Below are 20,526 nucleotides of genomic sequence, written 5' to 3' on the forward strand. Positions count from 1 at the left end.
ATGACGACACTGGAAATCAAAGACCTGCACGCGTCGGTCTTCACCCCCGAGGGCGAGGAAGTCCCGATCCTCAAGGGCGTGAATCTGACGGTGAAGTCGGGCGAGACCCACGCCGTGATGGGCCCCAACGGATCCGGCAAGTCGACGCTGTCCTACGCGATCGCCGGCCATCCCAAGTACACCGTCACCTCGGGGTCGATCACCCTCGACGGCGCCGACGTGCTGGAGATGAGCATCGACGAGCGGGCGCGCGCCGGACTGTTCCTGGCGATGCAGTACCCCGTCGAGGTGCCCGGCGTGTCGATGTCGAACTTCCTGCGCACCGCGGCGACCGCGGTGCGCGGGGAAGCGCCCAAGTTGCGGCACTGGGTCAAGGAGGTCAAGGCCGCGATGAGCGACCTGGACATCGACCCGACGTTCGGCGAGCGCAGCGTCAACGAAGGTTTCTCCGGCGGCGAGAAGAAGCGCCACGAGATTCTGCAGCTGGGCCTGCTCAAGCCGAAGATCGCCATCCTCGACGAGACCGACTCCGGTCTGGATGTCGACGCGCTGCGCATCGTCAGCGAAGGCGTGAACCGGTTCAAGGAAGCTGAGAACGCCGGTGTCCTGCTGATCACGCACTACACCCGCATCCTGCGCTACATCCAGCCGCAGTTCGTCCACGTCTTCTACGACGGCCGGATCATCGAGTCGGGCGGGCCGGAGTTGGCCGACGAACTCGAAGAGAACGGTTACGAGCGCTTCACCCAGGCTGCCGCCGCAGGGGCGTGACATGACCACCGCACGCACGTTGGACCTCACGGTGCTCAATAGGGTCCGGGCGGATTTTCCGATCCTGAGCCGCGTGATGCGGGGCGGGCAGCAGTTGGCCTACCTCGATTCGGGGGCGACGTCGCAGAAACCCTTGGCGGTGCTCGACGCCGAACGTGACTTCCTGCTGCACTCCAACGGTGCCGTCCACCGGGGCGCACACCAGCTGATGGAGGAGTCCACGGACGCCTACGAGCATGGCCGCGAGGCCATCGCGTCGTTCGTGGGTGCCGACTCCGACGAGCTGGTGTTCACCAAGAACGCGACAGAGGCCATCAACCTGGTGGCATATGCGCTGGGGGACAAGCGGTTCGAGAACGCCATCGGGCCCGGCGACGTGATCGTCACGACCGAGCTCGAGCACCACGCGAACCTGGTTCCGTGGCAGGAACTCGCGCTGCGCACGGGCGCCACGTTGCGCTGGTACGGAGTGACCGATGACGGGCGCATCGACCTCGACTCGCTCGATCTCGATGAGCGCGTGAAGGTCGTTGCCTTCAGCCATCATTCGAATGTGACCGGCGCGATCGCCCCCGTGTCGGAGCTGGTGGCGCGCGCGAGGGCCGTCGGTGCCCTCGTGGTGCTCGACGCCTGCCAGTCGGTGCCGCATCAGCCGGTCGACTTCCATGCCCTCGACGTCGACTTCGCCGCGTTCTCGGGGCACAAGATGCTGGGGCCGACGGGCATCGGTGTGCTCTACGGGCGCCGCGCGCTGCTGAACGCACTGCCTCCGTTTCTGACCGGCGGCTCGATGATCGAGACCGTCACGATGGAGGCGACGACGTTCGCACCCGCACCGCAACGGTTCGAGGCGGGCACTCCGATGACCTCACAGGTCGTCGGGTTGGGTGCCGCGGCACGGTATCTCGACGCCCTGGGGATGCCCGCGGTCGAAGAGCATGAGCGGGAACTCGTCGCCGCGGCCCTCGCAGGCCTCTCGGAGGTGCCGGGCGTGCGCGTCATCGGTCCGGCGTCCATGGACGATCGCGGCTCGCCGGTGTCGTTCGTGGTCGACGGTGTGCACGCCCACGACGTCGGGCAGGTGCTCGACGACGACGGGGTCGCGGTGCGGGTGGGCCACCACTGCGCATGGCCGCTGCATCGCAGGTTCGGTATCGCCGCGACGGCGCGCGCGTCGTTCGCGGTGTACAACACCGTCGACGAGGTGGACCGCCTGGTGGCCGGGGTACGTCGCGCCGTCGAGTTCTTCGGTTCGGCGGGCAGGAGCGGAGCGACCCGGGGATCAGGCAGGGACTAGTGCGGCTGGAACAGATCTATCAGGAAACGATCCTGGATCACTACAAGCATCCGCATCACCGGGGTCTGCGTGAGCCGTTCGCGGCCGAGGTGCACCACGTCAATCCGACGTGTGGTGACGAGGTGACGCTGCGGGTGGCGCTGTCCGACGACGGCGAGACCGTCACCGACATCTCCTACGACGGGCAGGGCTGTTCGATCAGCCAGGCGTCGACGTCGGTGCTGACCGACCAGGTGATCGGCCAGACGGTCGGGGATGCGCTCAAGACGGTGGCGGCGTTCACCGAGATGGTGTCGTCACGCGGAAAGATCGACGGCGACGAGGATGTGCTCGGTGACGGCATCGCGTTTGCCGGTGTGTCGAAGTACCCGGCGCGGGTGAAGTGCGCGCTGCTGGGATGGACAGCGTTCAAAGCCGCGCTGGCGGAGGCCCACGGGCCCGAGAATTCTGAAGGAGAATCGACATGAGTGACGTTTCCCACGAGGGTGCAGCACCGAACGATGAAGTGATCGCCGACCTGGAGGAGGCGATGCGGGACGTCGTCGACCCGGAGTTGGGTATCAACGTCGTCGACCTGGGCCTTGTCTACGGAATCGGACTGGAGAACAGCGAGGCGGGGCCGGTCGCGCTGATCGACATGACCCTGACGTCGGCGGCGTGCCCCCTTACCGATGTCATCGAGGATCAGTCGCGCTCGGCTCTCGTCGGCGCGGGGCTGGTGAACGAGATCAAGATCAACTGGGTGTGGAACCCGCCGTGGGGTCCGGACAAGATCACCGAGGACGGCCGCGAGCAGCTGCGGGCGTTGGGTTTCACCGTCTGACGCTCATCCGTACATAGCAGTGCTAGGGTAGCGCTGCTATGTATATCGACAAGGATCTCGTGGCGGCGTCGGCGACGCCGCTGGTGCTCGGCATCCTCGCCGAGGGCGAGTCCTATGGCTATGCCATTCTTCAGCGGGTCGAGGATCTGTCCGGCGGCGAGATCCAGTGGAGCGACGGCATGCTGTACCCGCTGCTGCACCGGCTGGAGCGGTTGGGCCTGGTGACGTCGTCGTGGGGACGTTCGGACAGTGGGCGGCGCCGCAAGCACTACGCGATCACCGACGCAGGCCGCGACACCCTCGCCGTGCGCCGTTCCCAGTGGGAGGCGATGGCGGGCATGCTGGACCAGGTGTGGCGCAGCGCTCAGCGGCCCCCGTCTGCGGCCACCGGGTGGGCGTGATGACCGCCGAGAACCCCACGGTGGAATCGCAGATCGGTCAGTGGCGCGGCTACATCGAACGTCGTGCCGCCATCTCCACGGCAGATGTCGACGAGATGGAAGATCATCTCCGCGACCAGATCTCGGACCTCAACGCCGCAGGCCTCCACGATGACGAAGCGTTCCTGGTCGCCGTCAAACGGATGGGCGACCTCGACAGCATCTCCCGGGAGTTCGCGCGCGAGCATTCCGAGCGGTTGTGGAAACAACTGGTCCTGCTGCCCACCGACGCCGAGGGCGGCGGAGCATCCCGCCGCGAGCTTGCCGTGGTGGTCGGGGCCGCCGTCGGGGCCGCGATGGCGACCAAGGCCGGATCATCGCTACTCGGTGACGAATTCGCCCGCTACGCAGCGGTATTCGTGCTGCCGTTCCTGGTCGGCTATTTCGCCTGGAAGCGGCGGATGGCCCTGCGCGTCACCGCCGTGTTGGGTGCGGTGTTCGTTGCCGCGGCGGTTCTGCAGTCGGTCTACCCTTTCGACTCCGGGGGTGCCACCGAGGCGATCGCAGCGATCCACACGCCGATCGTGTTGTGGTTCGTCGTCGGCGTGGCCTACGCCGGTGGTCGCTGGCGCGACGCCCGCCGGCGGATGGACTTCATCCGGTTCACCGGCGAATGGGTGGTCTACCTGACGCTGCTCGGGCTCGGCGGCGGCGTGCTGACGGCGTTGACGGTCGGCGCCTTCGACGCGCTGGGCAGCGACATCGAGTCGGTGGTGGAGGACTGGATCGTCCCGTGCGTGGCGCCTGCGGGCGTTCTCGTCGCGGCATGGCTGGTCGAGGCCAAGCAGAGCGTGGTGGAGAACATCGCTCCGGTGCTGACCCGCGTGTTCACTCCGCTGACCACGGTGATGCTGCTGGCCCTGCTGGGCGCGTTCGCGGTGTCCGGGCGATTCGTCGACGTCGACCGCACCCTGCTGATCCTGATGGACGTCATTTTGGTGCTGGTCCTCGGGCTGCTGCTCTATGCGGTCTCGGCGCGCGACCCGCACCTGCGGCCGGACTTCTTCGACCGCATGCAGCTGATGCTCGTCCTCAGCGCGCTGGCCGTCGACGTGCTGATGCTGATCGCGATGCTGACCCGTATCGCGGAGTTCGGCACGAGCGCGAACAAGGTCACCGCGCTGGGCCTCAACCTCGTGTTGCTGACCAACCTCGCGTGGTCGGCCCACCTGCTGGGCGGGTTCCTGCGCCGCCGTCGCGACTTCGCGGCGATCGAACGGTGGCAGACCGGTTATCTCCCGGTGTTCGGTGTGTGGGCCGCCCTGGTCGCCGTCACAGTTCCCCCGGCATTCGACTTCGTCTAGCGCAACGTGGGTTCGCAGAGGGCCCCGACGGGGAACATCGACACAAACACCGACGTTAGGACAGGCATGGCCACCAAAGACATCACCGCAGAAGAGTTCAACGACACCATCAACGACAACGACATCGTGCTGGTGGATTTCTGGGCGTCGTGGTGCGGGCCGTGCAAGGCCTTCGCGCCGACCTTCGCCGCATCGTCGGAGAAGCACCCCGACGTGGTGTACGCCAAGGTCGACACCGAGGCCGAGCAGCAGCTCGCCGCGGCCGCCGACATCCGCTCGATCCCCACGCTGATGGCGTTCAAGAAGGGCAAACTGGTGTTCAACCAGGCGGGCGCCCTGCCGCCGGCCGCGCTGGAGGACCTCATTCAGCAGGTCAAGGACTTCGACATCGACGCCGCGATCGCCGCGCAGGGGGACGGCCAGTCCTGACGGCACTGTCCACAGGCGGCGCGCTACCGTGCATCCGTGACCAACGTCTCTGCGACCAACGGATCTGGGACCAACGGCTCTGGGACCAACGGGTACGTCCTCGTCGACCGTCCGCGGCCCCACGTCGCCCTCGTGACGCTGAACCGGCCCGAGCGGATGAACTCGATGGCGTTCGACGTGATGGTCCCGTTGAAGGCCGCCCTCGACGAGCTCACCTACGACAACGACGTCCGGGCCGTGGTGCTCACCGGCGCCGGGCACGGTTTCTCGTCCGGGGCTGACCACAAGTCGGCCGGATCGGTTCCGCACGTCGACGGCCTGACCCGTCCGGCTTTCGGGCTGCGGTCGATGGAGGTCCTCGACGACGTCATCCTGGCGCTGCGCAAGCTGCACCAACCGGTGATCGCGGCGGTCAACGGCGCCGCCATCGGGGGCGGGCTGTGCCTTGCGCTGGCCGCCGACATCCGAGTCGCCTCTACGTCGGCGTACTTCCGTGCCGCCGGCATCAACAACGGCCTCACCGCCAGTGAGCTCGGACTGAGCTATCTGCTGCCGCGCGCGATCGGGTCGTCGCGCGCCTTCGAGATCATGCTGACCGGCCGCGACGTCGACGCCGAGGAAGCCGAACGGATCGGGCTCGTGTCGCGGCGTGTGGCCGACGAGGACCTGCTGGAGACCTGCTACGAGCTCGCCGAACGGATCGCCGGATTCTCCCGGCCCGGCACCGAGCTGACCAAACGGACGCTGTGGAGCGGCCTGGACGCCGGATCCCTTGAGGCCCACATGCAGGCCGAGGGGCTCGGGCAGCTCTACATCCGGTTGCTGACCGACAACTTCGAAGAGGCTGTCGCCGCCCGCCGGGAGAAGCGGGCACCCCGGTTCAGCGACGACAGGTAGCTGATATCGATTGGCCTCCGGCCGGTCGTTGCCATTAGCCTTGCCGAAGGCCATGTACGGCGCGGGCCCGATGTGTCGGCCCCTGCCCCCATTTCATTTTCAGGAGCATCAGCGTGATCACCGCAACGGACCTTGAGGTCCGCGCTGGAGCGCGCACGCTGCTCTCCGTCGAAGGCTCGGCGTTGCGGGTGCAGCCGGGGGACCGAATCGGGCTCGTCGGGCGCAACGGCGCCGGCAAGACGACCACCATGCGCATCCTCGCCGGGGAGGGCGAGCCGTATGCGGGCTCGGTCACACGCACCGGTGAAATCGGTTATCTGCCACAGGATCCCAAAGAGGGTGACTTGGACATGCTGGCCCGCGACCGCGTGCTCTCGGCGCGTGGCCTCGACACGCTGCTGTCGGATCTGGAGAAGCAGCAGGCGCTGATGGCCGAGGTCGCCGACGACGCGGCCCGCGACAAGGCGGTGCGCCGCTACGGACAGCTCGAAGAGCGCTTCGCCGCACTCGGCGGGTACGCCGCCGAGAGCGAGGCCGGACGGATCTGCGCCAGCCTCGGGCTGCCCGATCGCGTCCTGACCCAGCCGCTGCGCACCCTCTCAGGCGGCCAGCGCCGCCGGGTGGAGCTGGCCCGGATCCTGTTCGCCGCCTCCGAGGGTGGCGGCGGAGATGCCACCACCCTTCTGCTCGACGAGCCCACCAACCACCTCGACGCCGACTCGATCGGTTGGCTGCGCGCCTTCCTGCAGAACCACAACGGGGGCCTGGTGGTCATCAGCCACGACGTCGAGCTGCTCGCCGACGTGGTGAACCGGGTCTGGTTCCTCGACGCGGTCCGCGGGGAGGCCGACGTCTACAACATGGGCTGGCAGAAGTATCTCGACGCCCGCGCGACCGACGAGCAGCGCCGCCGGCGGGAACGCGCGAACGCCGAGAAGAAGGCCGGTGCGTTGCGCGCGCAGGCGGCCAAGATGGGTGCCAAGGCGACGAAAGCCGTTGCCGCGCAGAACATGTTGCGTCGGGCCGAGCGGATGATGGCCGAGCTCGACGCCGAGCGGGTCGCCGACAAGGTGGCGCGGATCAAGTTCCCGACACCGGCGCCGTGCGGGAAAACCCCGTTGATCGCCAAGGGGTTGACCAAGACCTACGGTTCGCTGGAGATCTTCACCGGTCTCGACCTGGCCATCGACCGTGGCTCGCGGGTCGTCGTGCTGGGTCTCAACGGTGCGGGCAAGACCACACTGCTGCGGCTGCTCGCCGGTGTGGAGACCGCCGATGCGGGCGGGCTCGAACCCGGCCACGGTCTCAAGATCGGGTACTTCGCCCAGGAGCACGACACGCTCGACACCATGAGGACGGTGTGGGAGAACATCCGCTCGGCCGCACCTGACACCGGGGAGCAGGACCTGCGCGGCCTGCTCGGTGCGTTCATGTTCACCGGACCGCAGCTCGAACAGCCTGCGGGCACCCTGTCGGGCGGCGAGAAGACGCGGCTGGCACTCGCCGGCCTCGTCGCGTCCACGGCCAACGTGCTGCTGCTCGACGAGCCGACGAACAATCTCGACCCCGCGTCGCGTGAACAGGTGCTCGACGCGCTGCGCAGCTATGCCGGTGCGGTGGTGCTGGTGACCCACGACCCGGGCGCTGCCGAGGCCCTGGATCCGCAGCGGGTGCTGCTGCTGCCCGACGGCACCGAGGACTTCTGGTCCGACGACTATCGCGACCTGATCGAACTGGCCTGACGCGCCGACGCCGCCCGGTGGCGGCCGTCGTCATATTTGATCGGTGTCAACAGTTGCTGTGCGGGGTAAACCGGAGTCACATCCGAGCACACCAGCCGGGAGGCGCCGAAGATGAAGAACAATGGCAAGTCCAGGGATCAACTGATGTCCGAGCTGCGCAATGCCTATGAACGCGGCGCGAGCATCCGTTCGCTGGTGGCGTCCACGGGTCATTCCTACGGGTCGATCCACTCCCTGCTGCGCGAGGCGGGGGTGACGATGCGCAGCCGCGGCGGCCCGAACCACCGCGGCCGGCGCACCGCCTAGGGCTGCCGCACCGACGCCTCGACGAGATCGAGTACCGCACTGAGCTTTTCGGGATCGTCCCCGGACGCCAGGCGTGCCACCAGGCCGTCGAGCACCAACTCGAGATAAGTCCGCAACACTTCGCCGTCGACGTCGTCGCGCAGCCGGCCCGCCTGTTTCTGGCGTCGTAGCCGTTCCGTCGTCGCCGCCGACAACTCGGCAGAACGCTCGGCCCAGCCCTGACTGAAGGCCGGATCGTTGCGCAACTTGCGTGCGATCTCCAACCGCGTTGCCAGCCAATCGAACTGGTCGGGCGCGGCGAGCATGTCACGCATCACCTGGATCAGCCCCTCGCGCGCGGCGACGTCGGCCATCCGTTCGGCATCCTCGCGGGCCAGTTCGAAGAACAGCGTGTCCTTGTCCCTGAAGTGGTGGAAGATCGCGCCGCGCGACAGCCCGATGGTCTGTTCGAGCCGCCGCACGGTCGCGCTCTCGTACCCGTACTCCGCGAAACATCTGCGCGCCCCGTCGAGGATCTGGCGGCGGCGCGCCGCCAGATGATCGTCGGTCACCCGGGGCATGGGCAGGGTCCTACGCGTCGTGCGCGCCTGGTCACGACTTCAGCATGTTGCGCAGCACGTACTGCAGGATGCCGCCGTTTCGGTAATAGTCGGCCTCGCCGGGGGTGTCGATGCGCACGACCGCATCGAACTCGACCTTCCCGCCGTCGGGCTTGGTGGCCGTGACCTTGACCGTCTTGGGCGTCTTGCCGTTGTTGAGCTCCTCGATACCGGTGATGTCGAACGTCTCCGTGCCGTCGAGCTTCAGCGACGCCGCCGACTCACCCTCGGGGAACTGCAACGGGATGACACCCATGCCGATCAGGTTCGACCGGTGGATGCGCTCGAAGGACTCGGTGATCACCGCGCGCACACCCAGCAGGCTGGTGCCCTTGGCCGCCCAGTCGCGGGAGGACCCGGACCCGTACTCCTTGCCGCCCAGCACCACCAGAGGGATGTTCTGCTCGGCGTAGTTCTGCGCGGCGTCGTAGATGAACGCCTGCTCGCCCTCCTTGGTGAAGTCCCGGGTGTAGCCGCCCGAGACGTCGTCGAGCAGCTGATTCTTCAGCCGGATGTTGGCGAAGGTGCCGCGGATCATCACCTCGTGGTTACCGCGACGAGAGCCGTAGGAGTTGTAGTCCTTGCGTTCCACGCCGTGGGACTCCAGGTACTCGGCGGCCGGGGTGCCCGGCTTGATCGCACCGGCGGGGGAGATGTGGTCGGTGGTGACCGAATCTCCGAGCAGGGCAAGCACTCTGGCGCCCGAGATGTCGGTGACGGGCTGCGGCTCGGCGGGCATGCCCTCGAAGTACGGAGGCTTGCGGACGTAGGTCGAATCCTGATCCCACTCGAAGGTGTTACCGCTGGGGGTGGGCAGGTTGCGCCACCTCTCGTCACCCTTGAACACGTCGGCGTAGTTCTTGGTGAACATCTCCTGGCTGATGGCCTCGGCGATGGTGTCGCTGATGTCCTTCTGCGACGGCCAGATGTCCTTGAGGAACACCGGGTTACCGTCGGAGTCGTTGCCCAGGCTGTCGCTCTCGAAGTCGAAGTCCATGCTGCCGGCCAACGCGTAGGCGATCACCAGCGGCGGGGAGGCCAGGTAGTTCATCTTCACGTCGGGGTTGATGCGGCCTTCGAAGTTGCGGTTGCCCGACAGCACCGCGGTCACCGACAGGTCGTTGTCGTTGATCGCCTTGCTGACCTCCTCCGGCAGCGGTCCGCTGTTGCCGATGCAGGTGGTGCAGCCGTACCCGACGAGGAAGAAGCCGAGCTTCTCCAGGTAGGGCCACAGCCCGGCCTTGTTGTAGTAGTCCGTCACCACCTGAGAGCCGGGTGCCATGGTGGTCTTCACCCACGGCTTGCGTGCCAGGCCCTTGTCGACGGCGTTCTTGGCCAGCAGGGCCGCCCCGATCATCACCTCGGGGTTGGAGGTGTTGGTGCAGGAGGTGATCGCCGCGATCACGACGGCGCCGTGGTCGAGGACGAACTCGCCGTGCTCGTCGGACTTGACGGTGACGGGCTTGGTGGGACGGCCGTCGGCACCGTTGGCCGCCGAGTGCATGTTCACCGCGCCGTCATCGGCGAACTGCAACGTCGCGGGGTCGCTGGCCGGGAAGGTGTCGTCGATCGTGTCGTCGAGCTTGGTCTCCGGCGCCGGGTGGTTGTTCTCGACGTAGTTGTGGATGTCCTTGCGGAACGCGTTCTTCGCATCGTCGAGCGCAATGCGGTCCTGCGGACGCTTCGGCCCGGCGATCGAGGGCACCACGTCGGCGAGGTCGAGTTCGAGGTACTCGGAGAACTTCGGCTCGCGGGACGGGTCGTGCCACATGCCCTGCTCTTTGGCGTACGCCTCGACCAGCGCGAGCTGCTCCTCGCTGCGCCCCGTCAACCGCAGGTACTCGATGGTGACGTCGTCGATCGGGAAAATCGCTGCGGTGGAACCGAATTCGGGGCTCATGTTGCCCAGGGTGGCGCGGTTGGCCAACGGCACCTCGGCCACGCCGTCGCCGTAGAACTCGACGAACTTGCCGACCACGCCGTGCTGGCGCAGCATCTCGGTCACGGTCAGCACCACGTCGGTGGCTGTCACACCCGGTCGGCGCTCACCGGTGATCTTGAAGCCGACCACGCGGGGGATCAGCATCGACACGGGCTGGCCGAGCATCGCGGCCTCGGCCTCGATGCCTCCGACGCCCCAGCCGAGCACGCCCAGGCCGTTCTCCATCGTGGTGTGGCTGTCGGTGCCCACGCAGGTGTCGGGGTAGGCCACGGTGTTTCCTTCAGCGTCACTACGAGCCATGACGACGCTGGCCAGGTACTCGATGTTGACCTGGTGCACGATGCCGGTGCCGGGCGGGACGACCTTGAAGTCGTCGAACGCACCCTGGCCCCAGCGCAGGAACTGGTAGCGCTCGCCGTTGCGCTCGTATTCGATCTCCACGTTGCGCTCGAACGCGTCGGCGCGGCCGAACAGGTCGGCGATCACGGAGTGGTCGATGACCAGATCGGCGGGCGCGAGGGGATTGACCTGCTGCGGGTCGCCGCCGAGCTCGCCGACGGCCTCGCGCATGGTGGCCAGGTCGACGATGCAGGGCACGCCGGTGAAGTCCTGCATGATCACGCGGGCCGGGGTGAACTGGATCTCCACGCTCGGGTCGGCCGACGGGTCCCACTTCGCGATGGCCTCGATGTGGTCCTTGGTGATGTTCGCCCCGTCCTCGGTGCGGAGCAGGTTCTCGGCAAGCACCTTGAGGCTGTAGGGAAGTTTCTCGGTTCCGGGGACCGCGTCGAGGCGGTAGATCTCGTAGCTGTTGTCTCCGACCTTCAGCGTGTCCTTCGCCCCGAACGAGTTCAGGGATGAATTCTTGCTGCTCACATCAACTCCCGGATTCAAATCATGGCCGCGACGGGCTGTGCCGCGGTGTTGGTAACCCTAACAGTACGCTTGTCCTGTATGTAATCCCAGGGCGGTATCAGTCTTGTCTCATGACCGGCGTGCTGCCACCCCGGTCGGATACCCATCGCGTACCTTGCTGATGTGTCCGGACTGACGTTCGTCCCTATTGCGCCCACCTACATCCCGCCGGAGCTGTGCCAGTCGGTCGGGGTGGCGATGGAACCCGGCAAGCCCACGCCGGATGCCTGCATGGACATCGTGCGCACGAATGTGGCCGAGTCCGGCGTCAGCGTGCCGATCGGCACCGACCCCGCGGTCGAGCAGCAACTGGTCGATGTCGTCGCGGGCGCCCGCGCGGACGGGATCGACCTCAAGATCGTGGTGATCGACGCCAACCCGCCCATCCACAGCCCGTTGCGTGACATCGCCACCGAGGTCGGCGAGGCGAACCCGGGTTCGACGGTGCTCGCGATCAGCCCGTCGTTCGCCGGCACCTACAGCTCGGAGTTCGACCGCGTCACCCTCGAAGCGGGCGAGGATGTGGCCAAGACCGGCAATCCCGTGCAGTCGTCGCAGAATTTCGTATCCGAGTTGACGACGTCGCACTTTCCGTGGACGCCATTCACGATTGTCCTCGTTATCGCGGTCATTCTCGCGGTGGCCGGAACCCGCGTCCTGCAGAAATGGGGCAAACGGTCCGCCACGACCGAAATGGCTCAGAGCAGCAGAGACTGACCCCTCCATCACTAACCGGCAAATTCAAAGATCACTATTTGATAACGCCATTCGCAATTACATTGTTGTAATTTGTTGCTAAAGTTTCTTTAGCGTCAGATGTGACGTACGGTGCAATCGGTGCCTGTTGTTGCGGTTGTGTCCCATGTGACTCCTGTGCTTCGGCGCCGTACCTGTGCCGACACGTCCCGCGTGGAGCCTGAGGAGACTTGAGTCGAATGAGACGCACCCCTGGCGGCGCCTCCGCTTCGCGGCTGTGCGCCGCGTCCCTGGCCTTCGGCATGGTGCTGACGGTGCCGAACCTGGCACCCCACCTCGCCCTCGCCCAGCCGGCCCAGGCCGACGGGATCGCGCGGTTGGTGACCGACGTCGCGAACGTCAACCAGCAACTCCAAGATCTCGGCGCGCAGATCCAGATGCAGCAGGAGAGCGTCAACAAGGCGATCCTGGACGTGCAGACGGCCCGCGACGACGCCGCCGCCGCTCAACTAGACGTCGACGCGTCCGCGCAGCGCGTCAAAGACGCCAACGCCGCCATCGCGGCCGCCCAGGCGCGGTTCGACAAGTTCGCCGCCGCGATGTACGTGCGCGGCCCGTCGAGCTCGTATCTGACCGCGTCGGATCCGACCGACATCCTGCACACCGCCGCGGCCGGCCAGAGCCTGTCGATCAGCTCGCAGAAGGTGATGGCCGATCTGCAGCGGGCCCGCACCGAGCAGGTCAACAAGGAATCGGCCGCGCGCCTGGCCAAGCAGAAGGCCGACGACGCCGTCAAGGCCGCCGAGACCAGCCAACAGGACGCCGTGTCCGCGCTGACGAAGGCCCAGGAGACGTTCAAGGCCCAGCAGACCGAGCTGGACCGGCTGACCGCCGAACGGGCACAGGCGCAGGCCCGGCTGCAGCAGGCCAGATCGCTGGCCGCACCGTCCTCGCCCGCACCGTCCTCGCCCGCGCCGGCCGCTGCACCCACCGGCGCCGCGACGGGTGCCGGCGCGCCCGCACCCGGCGGGTCGGGCTCCAGCTGGGATGTCGACCCGGCCACCGGCAACCGCGAGACGGCCTGGGACATGACGCTGCCCCAGATCCCGAGCGCGTTCGTCAGCGGCGACCCGATCCAGATCATCAACGCGGTACTCAAGATCATCACCACGTCGGTGGAGATCACCCAGAACCTGGGACGCAAATTCCTGCAGAGCATCGGGCTGCTCCCGACGCCGACCGGTATCACCAACGGCGCCATCCCGGCGCTGCACGGCCGCAACGCCACCGAGTACGTCATCAAGCGAGGCATGTCGCAGATGGGCGTGCCGTACTCGTGGGGCGGCGGCAACGCCGCCGGGCCGAGCCGCGGGATCGACTCCGGCGCAGGGACGGTCGGCTTCGACTGCTCGGGCCTGATGCTCTACATGTTCGCCGGTGTCGGTATCAAGCTCGACCATTACTCGGGGTCGCAGTACAACGCCGGCCGCAAGGTGCCCTCGTCGCAGATGCGGCGCGGCGACATGATCTTCTACGGCCCCAACGCCAGCCAGCACGTCGCGATGTACCTCGGTGACGGTCAGATGCTGGAGGCCCCCTACACCGGCTCGGTCGTCAAGATCTCGCCCGTCCGCACCAGCGGTATGACCCCGTACGTAACCCGAATGATCGAGTGGTGACCCGAGTGCCGATGGCCCTACGTCGTGTCCTGGTCGCACTGCTCGCGGCCGCCGCGCTGCTGGCGGGGGCCATGGCCCCGGCGTCGGCGCAACCCGGCGGGGGAGCGTGGGATCCGCTGCTGCCGATGCGGCCCAGCGCGGGCGCCCCGGGTGACGCGCTGGCGATCGCGAACGCGTCACTGCAGGTGACCGCGCAGGCCACCCAGGCGACCATGGACATGGGACGGAAGTTCCTGCAGACCCTCGGCCTCGTGCCGGCCGACGCGCCCACCGTCGCGCCCGGATCGGTGCGCGGCCCGGCGGCCGTCGAGTACGTCATCAAGCGCGGCGCCGCCCGGCTTGGCACCCCGTACTCCTGGGGCGGCGGCAAGCCCACCGGCCCGAGCCTCGGGGTGGAACGCGGCGCCAACACCGTCGGGTTCGACTGCTCCGGCTTCACCCAGTACTCGTTCGCCGGTGTCGGCGTGCTGATCCCGAAGTATTCGGGCGACCAGTTCAACACCGGCCGTCGGGTGCCGGTCCAGCAGGCCAAACGCGGTGACCTCCTGTTCTGGGGTCCCGGCGGCAGCCAGCACGTCGCGATCTACCTGGGCAACGGGCAGATGCTGGAATCCGGCGGCACCGCCGACAAGGTCGTCGTCAGCAAGGTCCGGATGTCGGGCCTGCAGCCCACCGTGCAGCGCATCATCGAATCCTGAGTGTGGCCTGAGTTATTCCTGAGGAGACCGGGCGACGTCGACGGATCCCGGACCGCCTGGAATAGTTGACGGCGAGCGCGCGGACCACACGGGTCCCGCGCCGCCAAGACCAGCATGTTCGGCGCCTGTGGAAGGAATTGTTGATGACCTCACCGAGTGGACCGCCGCAGGGCGCTGGAGGATATCCCGGACAGGGCCCCGCACAGGGATACTCCGCAGGCGCCCACGCCGCCGGGAACTCGGCGCCGGGATCCGCGCAGACCAACGGCGGCCTGCAGAACGAGGTCCACACGCTGGAGCGGGCCATCTTCGAGGTCAAGCGGATCATCGTCGGCCAGGACCAGCTGGTCGAGCGCATGCTCGTCGGCCTGCTGGCCAAGGGGCACGTCCTGCTCGAAGGCGTCCCCGGCGTCGCCAAGACGCTGGCCGTCGAGACGTTCGCGAAGGTCGTCGGCGGCACCTTCGCCCGTATCCAGTTCACCCCCGACCTGGTGCCCACCGACATCGTCGGCACCCGGATCTACCGCCAGGGCAAGGAGGAGTTCGACATCGAACTCGGCCCCGTCGTGGTGAACTTCCTGCTCGCCGACGAGATCAACCGCGCGCCGGCGAAGGTGCAGTCCGCACTTCTGGAGATCATGGCCGAGCGCAAGATCTCCATCGGCGGAAAGACCTTCCCGCTGCCGAGCCCGTTCCTGGTGATGGCGACCCAGAACCCGATCGAGCAGGAGGGCGTCTACCAGCTTCCCGAGGCCCAGCGCGACCGCTTCCTGTTCAAGCTCAACGTGGACTACCCCTCACCCGAGGAAGAGCGCGAGATCATCTACCGGATGGGCGTCAAGCCGCCGGAGCCCAAGGGCATTCTGACCACCGCGGATCTGCTGCGCCTGCAGGACGTTGCCGCCAACAACTTCGTCCATCACGCGCTGGTGGACTACGTGGTGCGCATCGTGACCGCGACGCGTGAGCCGGAGAAGTTCGGCATGCCCGACGCCAAGGCCTGGATCGCCTACGGTGCGTCCCCGCGTGCATCGCTGGGCATCATCGCCGCCTCCCGTGCGCTGGCACTGGTCCGCGGCCGCGACTACGTGATCCCGCAGGACGTCGTCGAGGTCATCCCGGACGTGCTGCGGCACCGCTTGGTGCTGACCTACGACGCGCTTGCCGACGAGATCTCCGCCGAGACGGTGGTCAACCGGATCCTGCAGACGGTGGCGCTGCCTCAGGTGAACGCGATTCCGCAGCAAGGACATTCGGTGCCGCCGGTGGTTCCGGCCGCCGCGGCAGCCGCTAGCGGTCGCTGACCTGGTGGCCTCTCCGTCCAGGTCCAGCCGCTCCGTCGACATCCCGTCGATGAAGCGGGGCGAGATCCGTGACCCGGCGCTGTCGGCCGCGTTGCGCAAGCTCGAGTTGACCGTGCGCCGCAAGCTCGACGGCGTGCTGCACGGCGACCACCTCGGGCTGCTACCCGGTCCGGGTTCGGAACCGGGGGAGTCGAGGGTCTATCAGCCCGGCGACGACGTGCGCCGGATGGACTGGTCGGTCACCGCCCGCACCACCCATCCGCACGTCCGCCAGATGATCGCCGACCGTGAGCTCGAGACGTGGCTGGTGGTCGACATGTCGGCCAGTCTCGACTTCGGCACGGCGGGATGCGAGAAGCGCGACCTCGCCGTCGCGGCGGCCGCGTCGATCGCGTTCCTCAACAGCGGCGGCGGCAACCGCATCGGCGCCATCATCGCCAACGGCGAGACCGTGCGGCGGGTGCCCGCGCTGTCCGGACGGATGCACGAGCAGGAACTCCTGCGGACGATCGCGACGATGCCGAAGGCGGCACCCGGCGTCCGCGGCGACCTCGCCGCGGCCATCGACGCGCTGCGCAGGCCGGAACGCCGGCGCGGCATGGCGGTGATCATCAGCGACTTCCTCGGACCGATCAACTGGATGCGGCCGCTGCGCGCGATCGCGGGCAGGCACGAGGTGCTCGGCATCGAGATCATCGACCCGCGCGACGTCGAGTTGCCCGTGGTCGGAGACGTCGTGCTGCAGGACACGGAGACCGGACGCACCCGCGAGTTCACCATCGACGAGCAGTTGCGCAGCGACTTCGAGAAGGCCGCCGCCGCGCACCGCGCCGACGTCGCCCGCACTCTGCGCCGCTGCGATGCCCCTCTGCTGACCCTGCGCACCGATCGCGACTGGATCGCCGATGTGGTGCGGTTCGTCGCCAGTAGGCGCCGCGGCGCGCTGGCCCGCTAGAAACCCGGCCCGCTGGAAACCTGGCCCGCAATAAACAACGACGAAATGGCAAGTAGCGCATGACTTTACCGTTGCTCGGACCGATGTCGCTGTCGGGGTTCGAACACCCGTGGTTCTTCCTGTTCTTCTTCGTCGTCATCGGGCTGGTCGCGCTGTACATCGTCGTGCAGCTCGCCCGCCAGAAGCGGATGCTGCGGTTCGCGAACATGGAGCTGCTGGAGAGTGTGGCCCCCAAGCAGCCGAGCCGGATGCGCCACCTACCGGCGGTGCTGATGATCCTGTCGCTGGTGTCGTTCACCATCGCGATGGCGGGGCCCACCCACGACGTCCGGATCCCGCGCAACCGCGCGGTCGTGATGCTCGTCATCGACGTGTCCCAGTCGATGCGCGCCACCGACGTCGCCCCGAACCGGTTGACCGCCGCGCAGGAGGCCGCCAAGCAGTTCGCCGACCAGCTGACCCCCGGCATCAACCTCGGGCTGATCGCCTACGCGGGTACCGCCACGGTGCTGGTCTCGCCGACGACGAACCGCGAGTCGACGAAGACGGCGATCGACAAGCTGCAGCTCGCCGACCGAACCGCGACGGGTGAGGGCATCTTCACCGCGCTGCAGGCCATCGCGACCGTCGGCGCGGTCATCGGCGGCGGCGACGAACCGCCACCGGCGCGGGTGGTGCTGATGTCCGACGGCAAGGAGACTGTCCCGTCCAACCCGGACAATCCGAAGGGCGCCTACACCGCGGCCCGTACCGCCAAGGACCAGGGGGTGCCGATCTCGACGGTGTCGTTCGGCACGCCGTATGGCTACGTCGAGATCAACGAGCAGCGCCAACCCGTCCCGGTGGACGACGAGATGCTCAAGAAGATCGCCGACCTGTCCGGCGGCGAGGCGTTCACCGCGTCCAGCCTGGAGCAGCTCAAGCAGGTGTTCACCAACCTGCAGGAGCAGATCGGCTACGAGACCATCAAGGGCGACGCCAGCGTCGGATGGCTGCGACTCGGCGCGGGTGTGCTGGCGCTGGCCGCACTGGGCGCGCTGCTGATCAACCGCCGACTGCCGAACTAGGGTTAAGGCGATTTCTTAAGAATGGCGCACACCCACTAAGTTGACGGGATGACCTCGACCGAGAACACCGCCGGCGAATCCGTGGCCGGACGTCCCGCTTTCGTGTCCCGCTCGGTGCTCGTCACCGGCGGCAACCGCGGCATCGGTCTGGCCATCGCGCAGCGGCTCGCCGCCGACGGCCACAAGGTCGCCGTCACCCACCGCGGCTCCGGGGCACCGGACGGGCTGTTCGGTGTCGTGTGCGACGTCACCGACAACGACGCCGTCGACCGCGCGTTCAAAGAGGTCGAAGAGCATCAGGGCCCCGTCGAGGTGCTGGTCTCCAACGCCGGCATCTCCAAGGACGCGTTCCTGATGCGGATGACCGAGGATCGGTTCACCGACGTCATCGACGCGAACCTCACCGGCGCGTTCCGGGTGGCGCAGCGCGCCTCGCGCAGCATGCAGCGCAAGCGTTTCGGCCGGATCATCTTCATCGGCTCGGTGTCGGGGATGTGGGGAATCGGCAACCAGGCCAACTACGCGGCCGCAAAAGCCGGCCTGATCGGGATGGCCCGCTCGATCTCGCGCGAGCTGTCCAAGGCGGGTGTCACCGCGAACGTCGTGGCACCGGGCTACATCGACACCGAGATGACCCGCGCGCTCGACGAGCGCATCCAGGCCGGGGCGCTCGAGTTCATCCCGGCCAAACGGGTCGGCACCGCCGACGAGGTCGCCGGCGCGGTCAGCTTCCTGGCCTCCGAGGACGCGAGCTACATCGCCGGGGCCGTCATCCCCGTCGACGGCGGCATGGGCATGGGCCACTAGTAGATAAGGACTTTCACTGTGACACTTCTTCAAGGCAAGCGGATCCTCGTCACCGGGATCATCACCGACTCCTCGATTGCGTTCCACATCGCCAAGGTCGCCCAGGAGGCGGGTGCCGAGCTGGTGCTGACCGGGTTCGACCGGATGAAGCTGATCCAGCGCATCGCCGACCGGTTGCCGGAGAAGGCGCCGCTGCTGGAACTCGACGTGCAGAACTCCGAGCACCTCGACTCGCTGGCCGACCGCGTCTCCGAGGTCATCGGCGAGGGCAACAAACTCGACGGTGTGGTGCACTCGATCGGCTTCATGCCGCAGACCGGCATGGGCATCAACCCGTTCTTCGACGCCCCGTACGAGGACGTCGCCAAGGGCATCCACATCTCGGCCTACTCGTACGCGTCGCTGGCCAAGGCCGTGCTGCCGATCATGAACCCCGGCGGCGGCATCGTCGGCATGGATTTCGATCCCACCCGCGCCATGCCCGCCTACAACTGGATGACGGTGGCCAAGAGCGCGCTGGAGTCGGTGAACCGGTTCGTCGCCCGCGAAGCCGGCAAGGTCGGGGTGCGCTCCAATCTCGTTGCGGCGGGACCGATCCGGACCCTGGCGATGAGCGCGATCGTCGGCGGCGCACTGGGCGACGAAGCAGGCGCCCAGATGCAACTGCTCGAAGAGGGCTGGGATCAGCGGGCTCCGCTGGGCTGGAACATGAAGGATCCGACGCCGGTGGCGAAGACGGTCTGCGCGCTGCTGTCGGACTGGCTTCCGGCCACCACGGGCACCGTGATCTTCGCCGACGGTGGAGCGAGTACCCAGCTCCTGTGACGTGCCATGACCTTTGATGCGCTGCTTCTCCTGTCATTCGGGGGCCCGGAGGGTCCCGAACAGGTCATGCCGTTCCTTGAGAACGTCACGAGAGGTCGCGGAATACCCAGGGAGAGACTGGAATCGGTCGCCGAGCACTACCTGCATTTCGGGGGAGTGTCACCGATCAACGGGATCAACCGCGACCTGATCACCGCGATCGAGGCCGAGCTGAGCCGTCGCGGCATGCAGCTGCCGGTCTACTTCGGCAACCGCAACTGGGAGCCGTTCGTCGAGGACACGGTTGCTGCGATGCGCGACAACGGTATTCGCCGGGCCGCGGTGTTCTCGACCTCGGCGTGGGGCGGATACTCGGGGTGCACGCAGTACCAGGAGGACATCGCGCGCGGCCGCAACGCCGCGGGCCCCGATGCGCCCGAACTGGTGAAGCTGCGGCAGTACTTCGATCACCCGTTGCTGGTCGAGATGTTCGCCGACGCGATCGCTGACGCGCGCGACACCCTTCCCGAACCGTTGCGTGCCGACGCGCGACTGGTTTTCACCGCGCACTCGATCCCGCTGCGTGCCGCGTCACGCTGCGGACCGGACCTCTACGAGCGCCAGGTCGGCTATGCCGCCGGCCTCGTCGCCGGGGCCGCCGGATACCGGGACTACGACCAGGTCTGGCAGTCGCGATCGGGGCCGCCGCAGGTGCCGTGGCTGGAGCCCGATGTCGGCGATCACCTCGCGGCGCTGGCCGAGGCGGGGACGAAGGCCGTCATCGTGTGTCCGATCGGATTCGTGTCCGACCACATCGAGGTGGTGTGGGACCTCGACAGCGAGCTCGCCGAACAGGCCGCGGAGGCGGGCGTTGCGCTGGCGCGGGCGTCGACCCCCAATGCTCAGCCGCGTTTCGCGCAGCTGGCGGTGGACCTGATCGACGAGGTGATCGCCGGCCGACCGCCGCAGCGAGTCCCCGGTGAGAACCCGGTCCCGGGCTACGGCAGCAGCGTCAACGGAGCGCTGTGCACCGAATTGTGCGGCGCGTGAG

General features: G+C 67.5%; 21 protein-coding genes. 19 read left to right on the forward strand and 2 right to left on the reverse strand.

Annotation, left to right across the window (positions count from 1 at the left end; translation table 11 throughout):
• The 10 genes from sufC to DYE23_RS13000 all read left to right on the forward strand — a co-directional run bounded on the left by sufC (nt 1) and on the right by DYE23_RS13000 (nt 8,009).
• A complete protein-coding gene (gene sufC, locus DYE23_RS12955; protein ID WP_011894532.1) occupies nt 1-771 on the forward strand; it encodes a Fe-S cluster assembly ATPase SufC in 771 nt (256 codons plus the stop codon).
• A gap of 1 nt (nt 772) precedes the next feature.
• Entirely contained in the window at nt 773-2,068 is a 1,296-nt protein-coding gene (locus DYE23_RS12960) for a cysteine desulfurase (RefSeq protein WP_115327351.1), read from the forward strand.
• Entirely contained in the window at nt 2,068-2,535 is a 468-nt protein-coding gene (gene sufU / locus DYE23_RS12965) for a Fe-S cluster assembly sulfur transfer protein SufU (RefSeq protein ID WP_115327352.1), read from the forward strand. The genes DYE23_RS12960 and sufU overlap by 1 nt, the downstream gene beginning before the upstream one ends.
• A complete protein-coding gene (locus DYE23_RS12970; protein WP_011894529.1) occupies nt 2,532-2,891 on the forward strand; it encodes a metal-sulfur cluster assembly factor in 360 nt (119 codons plus the stop codon). The genes sufU and DYE23_RS12970 overlap by 4 nt, the downstream gene beginning before the upstream one ends.
• 38 nt (nt 2,892-2,929) lie before the next feature.
• Nucleotides 2,930-3,292 (forward strand): PadR family transcriptional regulator, encoded by a 363-nt coding sequence (locus tag DYE23_RS12975; RefSeq protein ID WP_115327353.1) that lies wholly within the window; start codon nt 2,930-2,932, stop codon nt 3,290-3,292.
• Entirely contained in the window at nt 3,292-4,635 is a 1,344-nt protein-coding gene (locus tag DYE23_RS12980; protein WP_115328951.1) for a permease prefix domain 1-containing protein, read from the forward strand. Before DYE23_RS12975 ends, DYE23_RS12980 begins: the two co-directional genes overlap by 1 nt.
• A gap of 66 nt (nt 4,636-4,701) precedes the next feature.
• Nucleotides 4,702-5,064, forward strand: coding sequence for a thioredoxin (gene trxA / locus DYE23_RS12985; protein WP_115327354.1), 363 nt, complete (start codon nt 4,702-4,704; stop codon nt 5,062-5,064).
• 36 nt (nt 5,065-5,100) lie between these two features.
• Nucleotides 5,101-5,961, forward strand: a complete 861-nt coding sequence (locus DYE23_RS12990; protein WP_115327355.1) for an enoyl-CoA hydratase — start codon at nt 5,101-5,103, stop codon at nt 5,959-5,961.
• Between the two features lie 113 nt (nt 5,962-6,074).
• Nucleotides 6,075-7,703, forward strand: coding sequence for an ABC-F family ATP-binding cassette domain-containing protein (locus tag DYE23_RS12995; protein ID WP_115327356.1), 1,629 nt, complete (start codon nt 6,075-6,077; stop codon nt 7,701-7,703).
• A gap of 111 nt (nt 7,704-7,814) precedes the next feature.
• Complete coding sequence (locus DYE23_RS13000) at nt 7,815-8,009, forward strand: helix-turn-helix domain-containing protein (RefSeq protein WP_115327357.1); 195 nt, start codon at nt 7,815-7,817, stop codon at nt 8,007-8,009.
• Here DYE23_RS13000 and DYE23_RS13005 read toward each other — a convergent pair.
• Nucleotides 8,006-8,569: a TetR/AcrR family transcriptional regulator gene (locus tag DYE23_RS13005; protein WP_011894523.1), complete on the reverse strand. Its 564-nt coding sequence runs from the start codon at nt 8,567-8,569 to the stop codon at nt 8,006-8,008. The genes DYE23_RS13000 and DYE23_RS13005 overlap by 4 nt on opposite strands.
• Before the next feature lie 31 nt (nt 8,570-8,600).
• Entirely contained in the window at nt 8,601-11,426 is a 2,826-nt protein-coding gene (locus tag DYE23_RS13010; protein WP_115327358.1) for an aconitate hydratase, read from the reverse strand.
• A 162-nt stretch (nt 11,427-11,588) separates the two neighbouring features.
• Here DYE23_RS13010 and DYE23_RS13015 point away from each other — a divergent pair, with 162 nt between their 5' ends.
• The 9 genes from DYE23_RS13015 to DYE23_RS13055 all read left to right on the forward strand — a co-directional run bounded on the left by DYE23_RS13015 (nt 11,589) and on the right by DYE23_RS13055 (nt 20,525).
• On the forward strand, nt 11,589-12,182 hold the full coding sequence (locus DYE23_RS13015; protein ID WP_013471825.1) for an Rv1476 family membrane protein: 594 nt from the start codon (nt 11,589-11,591) through the stop codon (nt 12,180-12,182).
• A 218-nt stretch (nt 12,183-12,400) separates the two neighbouring features.
• Nucleotides 12,401-13,840, forward strand: a complete 1,440-nt coding sequence (gene ripA, locus DYE23_RS13020) for an NlpC/P60 family peptidoglycan endopeptidase RipA (protein WP_011894520.1) — start codon at nt 12,401-12,403, stop codon at nt 13,838-13,840.
• A gap of 11 nt (nt 13,841-13,851) precedes the next feature.
• Entirely contained in the window at nt 13,852-14,538 is a 687-nt protein-coding gene (gene ripB / locus DYE23_RS13025; RefSeq protein ID WP_013471824.1) for an NlpC/P60 family peptidoglycan endopeptidase RipB, read from the forward strand.
• Between the two features lie 143 nt (nt 14,539-14,681).
• A complete protein-coding gene (gene moxR1 / locus DYE23_RS13030) occupies nt 14,682-15,842 on the forward strand; it encodes a chaperone MoxR1 (RefSeq protein ID WP_011894518.1) in 1,161 nt (386 codons plus the stop codon).
• Between the two features lie 49 nt (nt 15,843-15,891).
• On the forward strand, nt 15,892-16,797 hold the full coding sequence (locus DYE23_RS13035) for a DUF58 domain-containing protein (RefSeq protein ID WP_041800157.1): 906 nt from the start codon (nt 15,892-15,894) through the stop codon (nt 16,795-16,797).
• A gap of 59 nt (nt 16,798-16,856) precedes the next feature.
• Nucleotides 16,857-17,864: a VWA domain-containing protein gene (locus DYE23_RS13040; RefSeq protein WP_011894516.1), complete on the forward strand. Its 1,008-nt coding sequence runs from the start codon at nt 16,857-16,859 to the stop codon at nt 17,862-17,864.
• Between the two features lie 48 nt (nt 17,865-17,912).
• Nucleotides 17,913-18,671: a 3-oxoacyl-ACP reductase FabG1 gene (gene fabG1 / locus DYE23_RS13045; protein WP_011894515.1), complete on the forward strand. Its 759-nt coding sequence runs from the start codon at nt 17,913-17,915 to the stop codon at nt 18,669-18,671.
• 18 nt (nt 18,672-18,689) lie between these two features.
• Nucleotides 18,690-19,496, forward strand: coding sequence for an NADH-dependent enoyl-ACP reductase InhA (gene inhA / locus DYE23_RS13050; RefSeq protein ID WP_011894514.1), 807 nt, complete (start codon nt 18,690-18,692; stop codon nt 19,494-19,496).
• A 6-nt stretch (nt 19,497-19,502) separates the two neighbouring features.
• Entirely contained in the window at nt 19,503-20,525 is a 1,023-nt protein-coding gene (locus DYE23_RS13055) for a ferrochelatase (protein WP_011894513.1), read from the forward strand.
• Nucleotide 20,526: the final 1 nt, after the last annotated feature.

The sequence above is a fragment of the Mycolicibacterium gilvum genome (assembly GCF_900454025.1).
In the GTDB taxonomy this organism is placed as follows: domain Bacteria; phylum Actinomycetota; class Actinomycetes; order Mycobacteriales; family Mycobacteriaceae; genus Mycobacterium; species Mycobacterium gilvum.

What these genes read in the sequence shown, in the direction of transcription:
- DYE23_RS12960 (WP_115327351.1), top strand. Translation starts at nt 773, where the DNA reads ATGACCACCGCACGCACGTTGGACCTCACGGTGCTCAATAGGGTCCGG.
- DYE23_RS13035 (WP_041800157.1), top strand. Translation starts at nt 15,892, where the DNA reads ATGAAGCGGGGCGAGATCCGTGACCCGGCGCTGTCGGCCGCGTTGCGC.
- fabG1 (WP_011894515.1), top strand. Translation starts at nt 17,913, where the DNA reads ATGACCTCGACCGAGAACACCGCCGGCGAATCCGTGGCCGGACGTCCC.
- ripA (WP_011894520.1), top strand. Translation starts at nt 12,401, where the DNA reads ATGAGACGCACCCCTGGCGGCGCCTCCGCTTCGCGGCTGTGCGCCGCG.
- DYE23_RS13040 (WP_011894516.1), top strand. Translation starts at nt 16,857, where the DNA reads ATGACTTTACCGTTGCTCGGACCGATGTCGCTGTCGGGGTTCGAACAC.
- DYE23_RS13000 (WP_115327357.1), top strand. Translation starts at nt 7,815, where the DNA reads ATGAAGAACAATGGCAAGTCCAGGGATCAACTGATGTCCGAGCTGCGC.
- DYE23_RS13055 (WP_011894513.1), top strand. Translation starts at nt 19,503, where the DNA reads ATGACCTTTGATGCGCTGCTTCTCCTGTCATTCGGGGGCCCGGAGGGT.
- sufC (WP_011894532.1), top strand. Translation starts at nt 1, where the DNA reads ATGACGACACTGGAAATCAAAGACCTGCACGCGTCGGTCTTCACCCCC.
- trxA (WP_115327354.1), top strand. Translation starts at nt 4,702, where the DNA reads ATGGCCACCAAAGACATCACCGCAGAAGAGTTCAACGACACCATCAAC.
- DYE23_RS12975 (WP_115327353.1), top strand. Translation starts at nt 2,930, where the DNA reads ATGTATATCGACAAGGATCTCGTGGCGGCGTCGGCGACGCCGCTGGTG.
- moxR1 (WP_011894518.1), top strand. Translation starts at nt 14,682, where the DNA reads ATGACCTCACCGAGTGGACCGCCGCAGGGCGCTGGAGGATATCCCGGA.
- DYE23_RS12980 (WP_115328951.1), top strand. Translation starts at nt 3,292, where the DNA reads ATGACCGCCGAGAACCCCACGGTGGAATCGCAGATCGGTCAGTGGCGC.
- DYE23_RS12970 (WP_011894529.1), top strand. Translation starts at nt 2,532, where the DNA reads ATGAGTGACGTTTCCCACGAGGGTGCAGCACCGAACGATGAAGTGATC.
- ripB (WP_013471824.1), top strand. Translation starts at nt 13,852, where the DNA reads ATGGCCCTACGTCGTGTCCTGGTCGCACTGCTCGCGGCCGCCGCGCTG.
- DYE23_RS13005 (WP_011894523.1), bottom strand. Translation starts at nt 8,569, where the DNA reads ATGCCCCGGGTGACCGACGATCATCTGGCGGCGCGCCGCCGCCAGATC.